Source organism: Salmonella sp. SA15303, from assembly GCF_029962125.1.
Lineage (GTDB): Bacteria > Pseudomonadota > Gammaproteobacteria > Enterobacterales > Enterobacteriaceae > Salmonella > Salmonella enterica.
The window spans coordinates 4808687-4824403 of the sequence record NZ_CP123924.1; the positions used below are offsets into that span (position 1 = coordinate 4808687).

The 15717-nt window shown below is 52.1% G+C and carries 15 protein-coding genes; all 15 read left to right on the forward strand.

The annotated features are described in order from the left end of the window. The first annotated feature begins 50 nt into the window (after window positions 1-50). The 15 genes from mioC (at window position 51) to glmS (ending at window position 15625) form a co-directional block, all read left to right on the forward strand. A complete protein-coding gene (gene mioC, locus QEN31_RS23485; protein ID WP_000763722.1) occupies window positions 51-494 on the forward strand; it encodes an FMN-binding protein MioC in 444 nt (147 codons plus the stop codon). Between the two features lie 378 nt (window positions 495-872). Next, on the forward strand, window positions 873-2762 hold the full coding sequence (gene mnmG, locus QEN31_RS23490; RefSeq protein WP_000499872.1) for a tRNA uridine-5-carboxymethylaminomethyl(34) synthesis enzyme MnmG: 1890 nt from the start codon (window positions 873-875) through the stop codon (window positions 2760-2762). Between the two features lie 102 nt (window positions 2763-2864). Next, entirely contained in the window at window positions 2865-3488 is a 624-nt protein-coding gene (gene rsmG / locus QEN31_RS23495; RefSeq protein ID WP_001519938.1) for a 16S rRNA (guanine(527)-N(7))-methyltransferase RsmG, read from the forward strand. A gap of 615 nt (window positions 3489-4103) precedes the next feature. Beyond that, entirely contained in the window at window positions 4104-4484 is a 381-nt protein-coding gene (gene atpI / locus QEN31_RS23500; RefSeq protein WP_000116685.1) for a F0F1 ATP synthase subunit I, read from the forward strand. Between the two features lie 8 nt (window positions 4485-4492). Beyond that, on the forward strand, window positions 4493-5308 hold the full coding sequence (gene atpB / locus QEN31_RS23505; RefSeq protein ID WP_000135632.1) for a F0F1 ATP synthase subunit A: 816 nt from the start codon (window positions 4493-4495) through the stop codon (window positions 5306-5308). Between the two features lie 46 nt (window positions 5309-5354). Beyond that, window positions 5355-5594 carry a F0F1 ATP synthase subunit C gene (atpE, locus tag QEN31_RS23510; protein ID WP_000429386.1) on the forward strand — a complete coding sequence of 80 codons (240 nt, stop codon included), beginning with the start codon at window positions 5355-5357 and terminating at the stop codon, window positions 5592-5594. Window positions 5595-5653: 59 nt separating this feature from the next. Beyond that, entirely contained in the window at window positions 5654-6124 is a 471-nt protein-coding gene (atpF, locus tag QEN31_RS23515) for a F0F1 ATP synthase subunit B (RefSeq protein ID WP_001052212.1), read from the forward strand. A gap of 14 nt (window positions 6125-6138) precedes the next feature. After that, window positions 6139-6672 (forward strand): F0F1 ATP synthase subunit delta, encoded by a 534-nt coding sequence (atpH, locus tag QEN31_RS23520; protein ID WP_001288957.1) that lies wholly within the window; start codon window positions 6139-6141, stop codon window positions 6670-6672. Window positions 6673-6684: 12 nt separating this feature from the next. Continuing rightward, window positions 6685-8226 (forward strand): F0F1 ATP synthase subunit alpha, encoded by a 1542-nt coding sequence (gene atpA / locus QEN31_RS23525; RefSeq protein WP_001176751.1) that lies wholly within the window; start codon window positions 6685-6687, stop codon window positions 8224-8226. Window positions 8227-8276: 50 nt separating this feature from the next. Continuing rightward, on the forward strand, window positions 8277-9140 hold the full coding sequence (gene atpG, locus QEN31_RS23530; RefSeq protein ID WP_000896506.1) for a F0F1 ATP synthase subunit gamma: 864 nt from the start codon (window positions 8277-8279) through the stop codon (window positions 9138-9140). Between the two features lie 26 nt (window positions 9141-9166). Then, window positions 9167-10549, forward strand: a complete 1383-nt coding sequence (gene atpD / locus QEN31_RS23535) for a F0F1 ATP synthase subunit beta (RefSeq protein ID WP_000190499.1) — start codon at window positions 9167-9169, stop codon at window positions 10547-10549. Window positions 10550-10569: 20 nt separating this feature from the next. Beyond that, entirely contained in the window at window positions 10570-10989 is a 420-nt protein-coding gene (locus QEN31_RS23540) for a F0F1 ATP synthase subunit epsilon (protein WP_001251971.1), read from the forward strand. Between the two features lie 229 nt (window positions 10990-11218). Next, complete coding sequence (locus tag QEN31_RS23545; RefSeq protein ID WP_000009904.1) at window positions 11219-11917, forward strand: Bax inhibitor-1/YccA family protein; 699 nt, start codon at window positions 11219-11221, stop codon at window positions 11915-11917. Window positions 11918-12236: 319 nt separating this feature from the next. Further along, window positions 12237-13607, forward strand: coding sequence for a bifunctional UDP-N-acetylglucosamine diphosphorylase/glucosamine-1-phosphate N-acetyltransferase GlmU (gene glmU, locus QEN31_RS23550; protein WP_000934854.1), 1371 nt, complete (start codon window positions 12237-12239; stop codon window positions 13605-13607). A 188-nt stretch (window positions 13608-13795) separates the two neighbouring features. Beyond that, the gene (glmS, locus tag QEN31_RS23555) at window positions 13796-15625 is read left to right on the forward strand and encodes a glutamine--fructose-6-phosphate transaminase (isomerizing) (RefSeq protein ID WP_000334066.1); all 1830 of its coding nucleotides are present in this window, start codon (window positions 13796-13798) and stop codon (window positions 15623-15625) included. Window positions 15626-15717: the final 92 nt, after the last annotated feature.

Genomic DNA, 15717 nt, shown 5'->3' on the forward strand with positions numbered 1-15717 from the left:
CAGCTCGTTCACAGAGTACAATGCAGCCTCTTTACCTGAGCGAGCGATCAATGGCAGACATTACTCTTATCAGCGGCAGCACCCTGGGCGGCGCCGAATACGTCGCGGAACATCTGGCGGAAAAGCTGGAAGCTGCCGGTTTTTCAACCGAAACGGTGCACGGTCCGTTATTAGAGGATCTGTCAACTTCCGGGATCTGGCTGATAATCAGCTCAACGCACGGTGCCGGAGACATTCCGGACAACCTGACCCCTTTCTATGAAGACCTTCAGACGCAGAAACCCGATCTTTCCGCGGTACGTTTCGGCGCAATTGGCATTGGCAGTCGAGAATACGACACGTTTTGCGGCGCGATTGAGAAAATAGAAGCGGAACTGAAAGGCGCTGGCGCAAAACAGGTTGGGGAAACACTGAAGATCAACATCCTTGAACATGAGATTCCGGAAGATCCAGCGGAGATTTGGCTCGGATCCTGGATTAATTTACTCAAATAAGTGTAAAGATCGTGCGATCCATTGTGGATAAATCTGGTGGAAAGCTTGGATCAACCGGTAGTTATCCAAAGAATAACCGTTGTTCACTTTTTGAGTTGTGTATAAGTACCCGTTTTGATCCCAGCTTATACGGACCACGATCACCGATCATTCACAGCTAGTGATCCTTTCCAACGCATTGATCTTTATTACAGGATCCGGGTTATCCACAGCCTGGCGCGATCCTAATAAGAGATCACAATAGAACAGATCTCTAAATAAAAAGATCTTCTTTTTAATAGCCCGGATCCCGGGGCTTTCTCCATCGGCTAAAGTTGAGTAGAATCCACCGCCCGGGCTTCAATCCATTTTCACACCGCGTTATGCGAGGCAATTACCATGTTTTATCAGGATCCTTTTGACGTCATTATTATTGGCGGGGGTCATGCAGGCACTGAGGCCGCGATGGCCGCAGCGCGTATGGGTCAACAGACTCTGCTTTTGACACACAATATTGACACGTTGGGACAGATGAGCTGCAACCCGGCGATCGGCGGTATTGGAAAGGGACATCTGGTAAAAGAGGTGGATGCGCTCGGCGGTCTGATGGCGAAAGCGATCGATCAGGCAGGTATTCAGTTTAGGATACTAAACGCCAGCAAAGGTCCGGCCGTTCGCGCTACCCGGGCTCAGGCGGATCGAGTCTTATACCGCCAGGCGGTGCGTACCGCGCTGGAGAATCAGCCGAATCTGATGATCTTCCAGCAAGCTGTTGAAGATCTGATTGTCGAAAACGATCGCGTTGTCGGCGCCGTGACCCAAATGGGGCTCAAATTCCGCGCGAAAGCGGTGGTACTGACCGTCGGAACCTTCCTGGATGGCAAAATTCATATTGGTCTGGATAACTACAGCGGCGGTCGTGCTGGCGATCCGCCATCCATCCCGCTGTCTCGCCGTCTGCGTGAGCTTCCGCTACGCGTCAGCCGCCTGAAAACCGGCACACCGCCGCGTATTGATGCGCGTACTATCGATTTCAGCGTGTTGGCTCAACAGCATGGCGATAACCCGATGCCGGTTTTCTCGTTTATGGGGAATGCTTCTCAGCATCCGCAACAGGTGCCGTGTTACATCACGCATACCAATGAGAAAACCCATGACGTGATTCGTAATAACCTCGATCGTAGCCCAATGTACGCTGGCGTGATCGAAGGGATCGGCCCACGCTACTGTCCTTCGATCGAAGACAAGGTGATGCGTTTTGCCGATCGTAACCAGCATCAGATCTTCCTTGAGCCGGAAGGACTGACCTCTAACGAGATTTACCCTAACGGTATCTCCACCAGCCTGCCGTTTGACGTGCAGATGCAGATTGTCCGTTCCATGCAGGGTATGGAGAACGCGAAGATCGTTCGCCCTGGTTACGCGATTGAGTACGATTTCTTCGACCCGCGCGATCTGAAACCGACTCTGGAAAGTAAATTTATTCACGGCCTGTTCTTTGCTGGTCAAATCAACGGTACTACCGGCTATGAAGAGGCTGCGGCGCAGGGCTTGCTCGCTGGTCTGAATGCCGCGCGTCTTTCCGCCGACAAAGAGGGCTGGGCGCCTGCGCGTTCTCAGGCTTATCTCGGCGTGCTGGTGGACGATCTCTGTACGCTGGGCACCAAAGAGCCGTATCGCATGTTTACCTCCCGTGCCGAATATCGTCTGATGCTACGTGAGGACAATGCCGATCTGCGTCTGACTGAAATGGGCCGCGAGCTGGGTCTGGTGGATGATGAACGCTGGGCGCGCTTCAACGAGAAGCTGGAAAATATCGAACGCGAACGTCAGCGGCTGAAATCGACATGGGTAACGCCGTCTGCGGAATCCGCCGATGAAGTGAATGCGCATTTGACCACGCCTCTCTCCCGTGAGGCCAGCGGCGAAGATCTGTTGCGTCGTCCGGAAATGACCTACGCGCAGCTCACTTCGCTTGCCGCATTCGCGCCTGCGCTTGAAGATGAGCAAGCCGCTGAGCAGGTGGAAATCCAGGTCAAATACGAAGGCTATATCGCTCGCCAGCAGGATGAGATTGAAAAACAACTACGTAACGAGAATACGTTGCTACCTGCCACGCTGGATTATCGTCAGGTTTCCGGTCTGTCGAACGAAGTTATCGCCAAGCTGAACGATCATAAACCGGCGTCTATCGGCCAGGCATCGCGTATCTCCGGCGTTACGCCAGCGGCAATCTCCATTCTGCTGGTATGGCTGAAAAAACAAGGTATGCTGCGTCGTAGCGCTTGATAACACTAATTTGGCGGGGGCGCTTCGCTTGCCCGCCCTACAAATTTGTAGGCCCGATAAGCGAAAGCGCATCGGGCATTTGATTATTAACAGGTAATGACCGTGCTCAACAAACTCTCTCGTCTGCTGGCTGATGCCGGTATTTCTCTTACCGATCACCAGAAAACGCTGCTGGTCGCCTACGTTGATATGCTGCACAAATGGAACAAAGCATACAACCTGACGTCAGTGCGGGATCCCAACGAAATGTTGGTACGCCATATTCTCGACAGCATAGTCGTTGCGCCGTATCTTCAGGGACAGCGTTTTATCGACGTAGGAACAGGACCGGGGCTGCCGGGCATCCCGCTGGCTATTGTTCTCCCTGACGCGCATTTCACCTTACTCGACAGCCTGGGCAAGCGGGTACGTTTTCTGCGTCAGGTCCAGCACGAACTGAAACTGGAAAACATCACGCCGGTTCAAAGCCGCGTTGAAGCCTATCCCTCCGAACCGCCGTTTGATGGCGTTATCAGCCGCGCTTTCGCATCGTTGAATGATATGGTGAGCTGGTGCCACCATCTGCCGGGAGAGAAAGGGCGTTTTTATGCCTTAAAAGGGCAATTGCCAGGGGATGAAATTGCCTCACTACCTGACAATTTTAGCGTCGAATCTGTTGAAAAATTACGCGTTCCGCAACTGGAAGGCGAGCGGCATCTGGTGATTATTAAGTCAAACAAAGTTTAATTTTTATCAAAAAAAATAGAAAAAAAACGACGCGGCTTGTGTTAAAAATCGACAGGTATAACGCATTTCAGCGTTGTTACATTTAACTCTGGATTTACGGTTTCGTTTCAACATGACAACGTCGCTTCTTTTGTTAAAACAGAGAGTAATCAACTTTGTAAATATCAGTCTGCTAAAAATCGAATCGAAAAATCACTTTTGCTTGTTAAATTTTTATTATAAATGTCAATGGGGCGTTTTTAAGGTGTAAGCTGGTATTTTTAAAACAGTACCTGGTTTTACGCTTAAATATCAAAAAGATGAAAAGGCATGAATTGACACGTAAATGAATTGCGTAAGCATGAATATGTTTAATGTGTGATCTGGTGCACGCTTTATCGCCAGTGTTTTCGCGCTATTTGCAGTTTTGTACGATCGTTCACACTTTGGCTAAAAGTTAAAAATGCGGGCCAGAGAAAAATATTTAAACATTTATTCACCTTTTGGCTACTTATTGTTTGAAATCACGGGGGCGCACCGTATAATTTGACCGCTTTTTGATGCTTGACTCTAAGTCTTAAAGAACGTTTTATACGACACGCGGCATACCTCGAAGTGAGCAGGAGTAAAAACGTGATGTCTGTGTCGCTCGTGAGTCGAAACGTTGCTCGTAAGCTTCTGTTCATTCAGTTTCTGGCGGTAATAGCAAGTGGATTGCTGTTTTGCCTCAAAGACCCCTTCTGGGGCATCTCCGCAGTATGTGGGGGATTGGCAGTGGCACTGCCTAATATGTTGTTTATGATATTTGCCTGGCGTCACCAGGCGCATACACCTGCTAAGGGCCGCGTGTCCTGGACTTTCGCCTTCGGTGAAGCCTTCAAGGTGTTAGCGATGCTGGTTTTACTGGTGGTGGCGTTGGCGGTTTTAAAGGCGGTGTTTTTGCCGCTGATCGTTACGTGGGTTTTGGTGCTGGTGGTTCAGATACTGGCGCCGGCTGTAATTAACAACAAAGGGTAAAAGGCATCATGGCTTCAGAAAATATGACGCCGCAGGAATACATAGGACACCATCTGAATAACCTTCAGTTGGACCTGCGTACTTTCTCGCTGGTGGATCCGCAGAACCCCCCAGCCACCTTCTGGACGCTCAATATTGACTCCATGTTCTTCTCGGTGGTGCTGGGTCTGTTGTTTCTGGTGATGTTCCGTAGCGTTGCTAAAAAAGCGACCAGCGGCGTGCCAGGCAAGTTTCAGACCGCGATTGAGCTGATAGTCGGCTTTGTGCATGGCAGCGTCAAAGACATGTACCATGGCAAAAGCAAGCTGATTGCGCCGCTGGCCCTGACGATTTTCGTCTGGGTATTCCTTATGAACCTGATGGACTTACTGCCTATCGACCTGCTGCCGTATATCGCTGAGCATTGGCTGGGTCTGCCGGCAACGCGCGTGGTGCCGTCTGCTGACGTCAACATCACCCTGTCGATGGCGCTGGGCGTATTCATCCTTATTCTGTTCTACAGCATCAAAATGAAAGGCATCGGCGGCTTCGCAAAAGAGTTGACGCTGCAGCCGTTCAATCACTGGGCGTTCATTCCTGTCAACTTAATCCTTGAAGGGGTAAGTCTGCTGTCCAAACCGGTTTCTCTCGGTCTGCGACTGTTCGGCAACATGTATGCCGGTGAGCTGATTTTCATTCTGATTGCTGGTCTGTTGCCGTGGTGGTCACAGTGGATTCTGAATGTGCCGTGGGCCATTTTCCACATCCTGATTATTACGCTGCAAGCCTTCATTTTCATGGTTCTGACGATTGTCTATCTGTCGATGGCGTCCGAAGAGCATTAATTTACCAACACTACTACGTTTTAACTGAAACAAACTGGAGACTGTCATGGAAAACCTGAATATGGATCTGCTGTACATGGCTGCCGCTGTGATGATGGGTCTGGCGGCAATCGGTGCTGCGATCGGTATCGGCATCCTCGGGGGTAAATTCCTGGAAGGCGCGGCGCGTCAACCTGATCTGATTCCTCTGCTGCGTACTCAGTTCTTTATCGTTATGGGTCTGGTGGATGCTATCCCGATGATCGCTGTAGGTCTGGGTCTGTACGTGATGTTCGCTGTCGCGTAGTAAGCGTTGCTTGAATTAAGAGCAATATCAGAAGGTTAACTAGATAGAGGCATTGTGCTGTGAATCTTAACGCAACAATCCTCGGCCAGGCCATCGCGTTTATTCTCTTTGTCTGGTTTTGCATGAAGTACGTATGGCCGCCGTTAATGGCAGCCATCGAGAAACGTCAGAAAGAAATTGCTGACGGTCTCGCTTCTGCTGAACGAGCACATAAGGATCTTGACCTTGCAAAGGCCAGCGCGACCGACCAGCTGAAAAAAGCGAAAGCGGAAGCTCAGGTAATCATCGAGCAGGCAAACAAACGCCGCGCTCAGATCCTGGACGAAGCCAAAACTGAAGCAGAGCAGGAACGTACTAAAATCGTGGCGCAGGCGCAGGCGGAAATTGAAGCCGAGCGTAAACGCGCCCGTGAAGAGCTGCGTAAGCAAGTTGCTATCCTGGCTGTTGCTGGCGCCGAGAAGATCATCGAACGTTCCGTGGATGAAGCTGCTAACAGCGACATCGTGGATAAACTTGTCGCTGAACTGTAAGGAGGGAGGGGCTGATGTCTGAATTTGTTACGGTAGCTCGCCCCTACGCCAAAGCAGCTTTTGACTTTGCCGTTGAACACCAAAGTGTAGAGCGCTGGCAGGATATGCTGGCGTTTGCCGCCGAGGTAACCAAGAACGAACAAATGGCAGAGCTTCTCTCTGGCGCGCTGGCGCCGGAAACGCTCGCTGAGTCGTTTATCGCAGTCTGCGGTGAGCAGTTAGACGAAAACGGTCAGAACCTGATTCGGGTGATGGCTGAAAATAATCGTCTGAACGCGCTCCCGGATGTTCTGGAGCAGTTTATTCATCTGCGTGCCGCCAGTGAAGCTACCTCCGAGGTAGAAGTTACGTCGGCAACCGCATTGAGTGAAGAGCAGCTTTCGAAAATCAGCGCCGCGATGGAAAAACGTCTGTCACGCAAAGTGAAGCTGAATTGCAAAATCGATAAGTCTGTAATGGCAGGCGTTATCATCCGGGCGGGTGATATGGTCATTGATGGCAGCGTACGCGGCCGTCTTGAGCGCCTTGCAGACGTCTTGCAGTCTTAAGGGGACTGGAGCATGCAACTGAATTCCACCGAAATCAGCGAACTGATCAAGCAGCGCATTGCTCAGTTCAATGTGGTGAGCGAAGCTCACAACGAAGGTACTATTGTTTCTGTCAGTGACGGTGTTATCCGCATTCACGGCCTGGCCGATTGTATGCAGGGTGAAATGATCTCCCTGCCGGGTAACCGTTACGCTATCGCACTGAACCTGGAGCGCGACTCCGTGGGTGCGGTAGTCATGGGTCCATACGCTGACCTTGCCGAAGGCATGAAGGTTAAATGTACGGGTCGTATCCTGGAAGTTCCGGTTGGCCGCGGCCTGCTGGGACGTGTGGTAAACACCCTGGGTGCGCCAATTGACGGTAAAGGTCCGGTTGATAATGACGGCTTCTCTGCCGTTGAAGCGATTGCGCCGGGCGTTATCGATCGTCAGTCTGTCGATCAGCCGGTGCAGACCGGCTATAAAGCCGTTGACTCCATGATCCCAATCGGTCGTGGTCAGCGTGAACTGATCATCGGTGACCGTCAGACCGGTAAAACCGCGCTGGCTATCGACGCCATCATCAACCAGCGCGACTCCGGCATCAAATGTATCTATGTCGCTATCGGCCAGAAAGCGTCCACCATCTCTAACGTGGTGCGTAAACTGGAAGAGCACGGCGCGCTGGCTAACACCATTGTTGTGGTGGCGACCGCGTCCGAATCCGCTGCGCTGCAATATCTGGCGCCGTATGCCGGTTGCGCAATGGGCGAATACTTCCGTGACCGCGGCGAAGATGCGCTGATCATTTACGATGACCTGTCTAAACAGGCTGTTGCTTACCGTCAGATCTCCCTGCTGCTCCGTCGTCCGCCAGGACGTGAAGCATTCCCGGGCGACGTATTCTACCTCCACTCTCGTCTGCTGGAGCGTGCTGCGCGTGTTAACGCCGACTACGTCGAAGCCTTCACTAAAGGTGAAGTGAAAGGGAAAACCGGTTCACTGACTGCGCTGCCGATTATCGAAACGCAGGCAGGTGACGTTTCCGCGTTCGTTCCGACCAACGTAATTTCCATTACCGATGGTCAGATCTTCCTGGAATCTAACCTGTTTAACGCCGGTATCCGTCCTGCGGTTAACCCGGGTATCTCGGTATCCCGTGTAGGTGGCGCAGCCCAGACCAAGATCATGAAAAAACTGTCCGGTGGTATTCGTACCGCGCTGGCGCAGTATCGTGAACTGGCGGCGTTCTCTCAGTTTGCATCCGACCTTGACGATGCCACCCGTAAACAGCTTGACCACGGTCAGAAAGTGACCGAACTGCTGAAACAGAAACAGTATGCGCCGATGTCCGTCGCGCAGCAGTCTCTGGTTCTGTTCGCAGCAGAACGTGGTTATCTGGCGGATGTCGAACTGGCGAAAATCGGTAGCTTCGAAGCCGCACTGCTGGCTTACGTCGACCGTGATCACGCTCCGCTGATGCAAGAGATCAACCAGTCCGGTGGCTATAACGACGAAATCGAAGGCAAGCTGAAAGGCATCCTCGATTCCTTCAAAGCAACCCAGTCCTGGTAACGTCTGGCGGCTTGCCTTAGGGCAGGCCGTAAGGCATTGAGGAGAAGCTCATGGCCGGCGCAAAAGAGATACGTAGTAAGATCGCAAGCGTCCAGAACACGCAAAAGATCACTAAAGCGATGGAGATGGTCGCCGCTTCCAAAATGCGTAAATCGCAGGATCGCATGGCGGCCAGCCGTCCTTATGCAGAGACCATGCGCAAAGTGATTGGTCACCTTGCGAACGGTAATCTGGAATATAAGCACCCCTACCTGGAAGAGCGCGACGTTAAACGCGTGGGCTACCTGGTAGTGTCGACCGACCGTGGTTTGTGCGGTGGCTTGAACATTAACCTGTTCAAAAAGCTGCTGGCGGATATGAAGGCATGGTCCGATAAAGGCGTTCAGTGCGAACTCGCAATGATCGGCTCTAAGGGCGTGTCATTCTTTAATTCCGTAGGCGGCAACGTTGTCGCTCAGGTGACAGGTATGGGGGATAACCCTTCTCTGTCCGAACTGATCGGTCCGGTTAAAGTGATGTTGCAGGCCTACGACGAAGGCCGTCTGGACAAGCTTTACATTGTCAGCAACAAATTTATTAACACCATGTCTCAGGTGCCGACGATCACTCAACTGCTGCCGCTGCCGGCGTCAGAAGATGATGATCTGAAGCGTAAAGCCTGGGATTACCTGTATGAACCAGACCCGAAAGCGCTGCTGGATACTCTCCTGCGTCGTTATGTGGAGTCTCAGGTTTATCAGGGCGTGGTAGAAAACCTGGCCAGCGAGCAGGCCGCACGAATGGTGGCGATGAAAGCCGCAACCGATAATGGCGGCAGCCTGATTAAAGAGCTGCAGTTGGTATACAACAAAGCTCGTCAGGCCAGCATTACTCAGGAACTCACCGAGATCGTCTCGGGGGCCGCCGCGGTTTAACCAGGTTATTTCGTAGAGGATTTAAGATGGCTACTGGAAAGATTGTCCAGGTAATCGGCGCCGTGGTCGACGTCGAGTTCCCTCAGGATGCCGTACCACGCGTGTACGATGCCCTTGAGGTGCAGAATGGTAATGAGAAGCTGGTGCTGGAAGTTCAGCAGCAGCTTGGCGGCGGTATTGTGCGTACCATCGCGATGGGGTCTTCTGACGGTCTGCGTCGCGGTCTGGATGTAAAAGATCTCGAACACCCGATCGAAGTCCCGGTAGGTAAAGCTACGCTGGGTCGTATCATGAACGTCCTGGGCGAACCGGTCGACATGAAAGGCGAGATCGGCGAAGAAGAGCGTTGGGCGATTCACCGCGCAGCGCCTTCCTACGAAGAGTTGTCAAACTCTCAGGAACTGCTGGAAACCGGTATCAAAGTTATCGACCTGATGTGTCCGTTCGCGAAGGGCGGTAAAGTCGGTCTGTTCGGTGGTGCGGGTGTAGGTAAAACCGTAAACATGATGGAGCTTATCCGTAACATCGCGATCGAGCACTCCGGTTACTCAGTGTTTGCGGGCGTAGGGGAACGTACTCGTGAGGGTAACGACTTCTACCACGAAATGACCGACTCCAACGTTATCGATAAAGTATCCCTGGTGTATGGCCAGATGAACGAGCCGCCGGGAAACCGTCTGCGCGTTGCATTGACCGGTCTGACCATGGCGGAGAAATTCCGTGACGAAGGTCGTGACGTACTGCTGTTCGTCGATAACATCTATCGTTACACCCTGGCCGGTACGGAAGTATCCGCACTGCTGGGCCGTATGCCTTCCGCAGTAGGTTACCAGCCGACTCTGGCGGAAGAGATGGGCGTTCTGCAGGAACGTATCACCTCCACCAAAACCGGTTCTATCACCTCCGTACAGGCGGTATACGTACCGGCGGATGACTTGACTGACCCGTCTCCAGCCACCACCTTTGCGCACTTAGATGCAACCGTGGTACTGAGCCGTCAGATCGCATCCCTGGGTATCTACCCGGCCGTTGACCCGCTGGACTCCACCAGCCGTCAGCTGGATCCGCTGGTTGTTGGTCAGGAACACTACGACACCGCGCGTGGCGTTCAGTCCATCCTGCAGCGTTATCAGGAACTGAAAGACATCATCGCCATCCTCGGTATGGATGAACTGTCTGAAGAAGATAAACTGGTGGTAGCTCGCGCGCGTAAAATTCAGCGCTTCCTGTCCCAGCCGTTCTTCGTGGCGGAAGTATTTACCGGTTCTCCGGGCAAATACGTCTCCCTGAAAGACACCATCCGTGGCTTTAAAGGCATCATGGAAGGCGAATACGATCACCTGCCGGAGCAGGCGTTCTACATGGTCGGTTCCATCGACGAAGCCGTGGAAAAAGCCAAAAAACTTTAACGCCTTAATCGGAGGGTGATATGGCAATGACTTACCACCTGGATGTCGTCAGCGCGGAGCAACAAATGTTCTCCGGTCTGGTCGAGAAAATCCAGGTTACGGGTAGCGAAGGCGAACTGGGGATTTACCCGGGGCACGCGCCGCTACTCACCGCCATTAAGCCTGGTATGATTCGCATCGTTAAGCAGCACGGTCATGAAGAGTTTATCTATCTGTCCGGCGGCATTCTGGAAGTGCAGCCTGGCAGCGTGACCGTTCTGGCGGATACCGCGATTCGCGGTCAGGATCTCGACGAAGCGCGAGCCCTGGAAGCGAAGCGTAAAGCCGAAGAGCACATTAAGAGCTCGCACGGTGACGTGGATTACGCTCAGGCGTCTGCGGAACTGGCCAAAGCGATCGCTAAACTGCGCGTTATCGAGTTGACCAAAAAAGCGATGTAACACCGGCTTGAAAGCATAAAACCAGTCTGATTGCGGACTGGTTTTTTTTTATCCTCTCAATTTTTATTCGATAAACTAGCAACGACAAAAACAAGCGGCTGAAGGCGACGCGTTTTCAGCGACAGCGCTGTTTTCATTAAATCCTTCTTTCTGTCATTGGCATCTGCACATTGTGCGAAGAAGGGAGGAATGGATGCGTTTTTATTGCATAAAATGAGGGATTATTACTATGTCATTTCAGCCATCCTTTGCGGGTCCACAACCCGACTCAAGGATTGATCGTACTACCTTTATTCGTCGTGCTTATCTTCATCTCGCCGTCGCCATCGTCGGTTTTATCGTATTGAGCGCGGCGTGGAGTTTTATAGGGGTCGGGGAGTATGCGCTTGATGTGCTGCTGGCTGGTGGAAGATATAGCTGGTTGGTTGTTCTCGGCGCTTTTATGCTGGTGGGAATGCTGGCGACCCGTCTGGCGGATAATGCGGGGAATAATCAAACGCAACTTATCGGGCTGGGGATTTATGTGTTGGCAGAATCCCTGATTTTTGCCCCCCTGTTAACGGTGGCGGCGTATATTAACCCGTCGAGCATTGGCGCGGCGGCAATAACGACTCTGTTGCTGGTCGGCGGCCTGACGTTTACCGCTTTTTCTATAAAAAAAGACTTTTCTTTTCTGCGCTCGTTTCTGACTATGGCTGGGTTCATTGCTTTTGGCGCGATTATTGCCAGCGTCATCTGCGGCTTCTCGCTGGGCGTCTGGTTTTCTGCGCTAATGGTACTGCTGTGCGCCGGGTTTATACTTTACGATACTTCTAACATTATTCACCATTACCCTACCGATCGCCCTGCTGGCGCGGCATTACATCTGTTTGCTTCTATCGCGACCATGTTCTGGTATATTTTGCGGATTTTTATGTCGCGTAATTAAGTAAAAAATACGCGCAACGGAAAACCAGCGGCCTCTGTCGCTGGTTTTTGCTTTTCTGACTCCCCTGCGCTTTATTACGTTATCTTCTTTATTTATGGAGTAAAAAAACAGCAAAAACATCGGACTACGTTGCCAATACGCGGGTGTTTTTACTTTTCAGGAGACAAGAGGCGCGGTAATGAACGAAAATGATTCATTAGCAGGCGGGGATTTTATCCCGGTGAGCGTTTTATCCTTCTTCCATTTTACGATGAAAAAAATGTAGTATTTTCAACGTGAAACAGTATAAATTCGTTCTCAAATTACAGTCAGGACGCGTATGTTAAATAGTGCTATGAGCGTAGTGATCCTTGCCGCAGGTAAAGGCACACGCATGTATTCCGATATTCCTAAAGTGCTGCACACGCTGGCGGGTAAACCCATGGTGCAGCATGTCATTGATGCAGCTACTAAATTAGGGGCCGCACAGGTTCATCTGGTCTATGGCCACGGTGGCGAGTTGTTAAAACAGACCCTGAAAGATGACAAGCTGAACTGGGTGCTTCAGGCGGAACAGTTGGGAACAGGTCACGCAATGCAGCAGGCCGCGCCCTTCTTTAGCGACGATGAAGATATTTTAATGCTTTACGGCGACGTGCCGCTGATTTCGGTTGAAACCTTACAGCGCCTGCGCGATGCCAAACCGCAGGGTGGTATTGGGTTATTAACCGTGAAGCTGGACGATCCGAGCGGCTATGGCCGTATTACGCGTGAAAACGGTAAAGTGACCGGCATCGTTGAACATAAAGACGCCACTGATGAACAGCGTCAGATTCAGGAAATTAACACCGGTATTCTGATCGCCAACGGCGCGGACATGAAACGTTGGTTGTCTAAGCTGACTAACAATAATGCGCAGGGTGAATATTACATCACTGATATCATTGCGCTGGCTTATCAGGAAGGACGAGAAATCGCCGCGGTGCATCCGGCTCGCATCAGCGAAACGGACGGCGTGAATAACCGTCTACAGCTTTCTCGTCTGGAGCGTATTTACCAGGCCGAACAGGCGGAGAAACTGCTGTTATCCGGTGTTATGTTGCGCGATCCGGCACGTTTTGATCTTCGCGGCACCCTTCATTGTGGAATGGATGTGGAAATTGACGCTAACGTTATCATCGAAGGTTATGTAACGCTCGGTCACCGCGTGAAGATCGGCGCGGGCTGCATTATTAAAAACAGCGTTATTGGCGATGACTGCGAAATTAGCCCATACAGCGTGGTGGAAGATGCGCATCTGGAAGCGGCCTGCACCATCGGTCCGTTTGCTCGCCTGCGTCCCGGCGCGGAGCTGTTAGCGGGCGCTCACGTCGGCAATTTCGTTGAAATGAAAAAAGCGCGTCTCGGTAAAGGTTCTAAAGCCGGCCATCTGACCTACTTGGGCGATGCGGAAATTGGCGACAACGTGAATATCGGCGCGGGGACCATCACCTGTAACTATGATGGCGCGAACAAATTCAAAACGGTTATTGGCGACGATGTGTTTGTCGGCTCCGATACCCAACTGGTGGCGCCGGTTACTGTTGGTAAAGGGGCCACCATCGCCGCAGGGACTACCGTCACCCGTAATGTAGCCGACAATGAACTGGTATTAAGCCGCGTGCCGCAGGTGCATAAGCAAGGCTGGCAGCGTCCGGTGAAGAAAAAGTGATTTTGTAGGTCGGATAAGCGTCAGCGCCATCCGGCAGACCGGAGATGAGAGGATAAAATAATCCTCCGCTCCATGAGCAGTACTTATAAAAATAACCCCACTCTCTACAAGGCTCGGGGCGCCCGCAACGACGGGCATACAGGTCAGCGACAACGCATGGCGTAATGCCATAATCAGGAAATAAAACTATGTGTGGAATTGTTGGCGCTATCGCGCAGCGTGATGTAGCTGAAATCCTTCTCGAAGGTTTACGTCGTCTGGAATACCGCGGATATGACTCTGCCGGTCTGGCCGTGGTGGATGCAGAAGGTCATATGACCCGCCTGCGTCGCCTCGGTAAAGTCCAGATGCTGGCTCAGGCAGCGGAAGAACATCCTCTGCATGGCGGCACTGGTATTGCTCACACTCGCTGGGCGACGCACGGTGAACCTTCAGAAGCTAACGCGCATCCGCATGTTTCTGAACACATTGTGGTGGTGCATAACGGCATCATCGAAAACCATGAACCGCTGCGTGAAGCGTTAAAAGCGCGTGGCTATACCTTCGTTTCTGAAACCGACACCGAAGTGATTGCACACCTGGTAAACTGGGAACTGAAACAGGGCGGTACTCTGCGTGAGGCTGTTCTGCGTGCTATCCCGCAACTGCGTGGCGCATATGGTACGGTAATTATGGATACCCGTCACCCGGATACCCTACTGGCGGCACGTTCTGGTAGCCCGCTGGTGATTGGCCTGGGTATGGGCGAAAACTTTATCGCTTCTGACCAGCTGGCGCTGTTGCCAGTGACTCGTCGCTTTATCTTCCTTGAAGAGGGCGATATCGCTGAAATCACTCGCCGTTCGGTAAATATCTTCGATAACACCGGCGCGGAAGTAAAACGTCAGGATATCGAATCCAATCTGCAATATGACGCGGGCGATAAAGGTATTTACCGCCACTACATGCAGAAAGAGATCTACGAACAGCCGAACGCGATCAAAAACACCCTTACCGGGCGCATCAGCCACGGTCAGGTGGATTTAAGCGAGCTGGGACCGAACGCCGACGAACTGCTGTCGAAGGTTGAGCATATTCAGATCCTCGCCTGCGGTACGTCTTACAACTCCGGTATGGTTTCCCGTTACTGGTTTGAATCGCTGGCAGGTATTCCGTGCGACGTTGAAATCGCCTCTGAATTCCGTTATCGCAAATCTGCCGTGCGCCGTAACAGCCTGATGATCACCCTGTCACAGTCTGGCGAAACCGCAGATACCCTGGCTGGCCTGCGTCTGTCGAAAGAGCTGGGATATTTGGGCTCTCTGGCAATTTGTAACGTGCCGGGCTCTTCGCTGGTGCGTGAATCCGATCTGGCGCTGATGACCAACGCGGGTACGGAAATTGGCGTAGCATCTACCAAAGCCTTCACCACCCAGTTAACCGTGCTGTTGATGCTGGTGGCGAAACTGTCTCGCCTGAAAGGTCTGGATGCGTCCATTGAGCATGATATCGTTCATGGCCTACAGGCGCTGCCGAGCCGTATTGAGCAGATGCTGTCGCAGGACAAACGCATCGAGCTGCTTGCAGAAGATTTCTCCGACAAGCATCACGCGCTATTCCTGGGGCGTGGCGATCAATATCCGATTGCGCTCGAAGGCGCGCTGAAGCTGAAAGAGATCTCTTACATTCACGCGGAAGCCTATGCTGCAGGCGAGCTGAAACACGGGCCGTTGGCGCTGATTGACGCCGATATGCCGGTGATTGTGGTGGCGCCGAACAACGAACTGCTGGAGAAACTGAAATCCAACATCGAAGAAGTTCGCGCACGTGGCGGTCAGTTGTACGTCTTCGCCGATCAGGATGCGGGTTTCGTCAGCAACGACAACATGCACATCATCGAGATGCCGCATGTGGAAGAGGTCATTGCGCCTATCTTCTACACCGTTCCGCTGCAACTGCTGGCGTATCACGTGGCGCTGATTAAAGGCACCGACGTTGACCAGCCGCGTAACCTGGCGAAATCGGTTACCGTAGAGTAAGTACAAATGTAGTACCAGGCAGAAGGCCGTCGACAGACGGCCTTTTTTTGTGCGCTGTGACAGGCGCTGTTCTTTCTCTATGGTGGCTGAAG

Bases quoted from the DNA above. Each gene is read 5' to 3' on its own strand.
- atpB (WP_000135632.1), top strand. From the start codon at position 4,493: ATGGCTTCAGAAAATATGACGCCGCAGGAATACATAGGACACCATCTG.
- glmU (WP_000934854.1), top strand. From the start codon at position 12,237: ATGTTAAATAGTGCTATGAGCGTAGTGATCCTTGCCGCAGGTAAAGGC.
- glmS (WP_000334066.1), top strand. From the start codon at position 13,796: ATGTGTGGAATTGTTGGCGCTATCGCGCAGCGTGATGTAGCTGAAATC.
- QEN31_RS23545 (WP_000009904.1), top strand. From the start codon at position 11,219: ATGTCATTTCAGCCATCCTTTGCGGGTCCACAACCCGACTCAAGGATT.
- atpE (WP_000429386.1), top strand. From the start codon at position 5,355: ATGGAAAACCTGAATATGGATCTGCTGTACATGGCTGCCGCTGTGATG.
- atpH (WP_001288957.1), top strand. From the start codon at position 6,139: ATGTCTGAATTTGTTACGGTAGCTCGCCCCTACGCCAAAGCAGCTTTT.
- atpI (WP_000116685.1), top strand. From the start codon at position 4,104: ATGTCTGTGTCGCTCGTGAGTCGAAACGTTGCTCGTAAGCTTCTGTTC.
- QEN31_RS23540 (WP_001251971.1), top strand. From the start codon at position 10,570: ATGGCAATGACTTACCACCTGGATGTCGTCAGCGCGGAGCAACAAATG.
- mioC (WP_000763722.1), top strand. From the start codon at position 51: ATGGCAGACATTACTCTTATCAGCGGCAGCACCCTGGGCGGCGCCGAA.
- mnmG (WP_000499872.1), top strand. From the start codon at position 873: ATGTTTTATCAGGATCCTTTTGACGTCATTATTATTGGCGGGGGTCAT.
- atpA (WP_001176751.1), top strand. From the start codon at position 6,685: ATGCAACTGAATTCCACCGAAATCAGCGAACTGATCAAGCAGCGCATT.
- atpD (WP_000190499.1), top strand. From the start codon at position 9,167: ATGGCTACTGGAAAGATTGTCCAGGTAATCGGCGCCGTGGTCGACGTC.
- atpG (WP_000896506.1), top strand. From the start codon at position 8,277: ATGGCCGGCGCAAAAGAGATACGTAGTAAGATCGCAAGCGTCCAGAAC.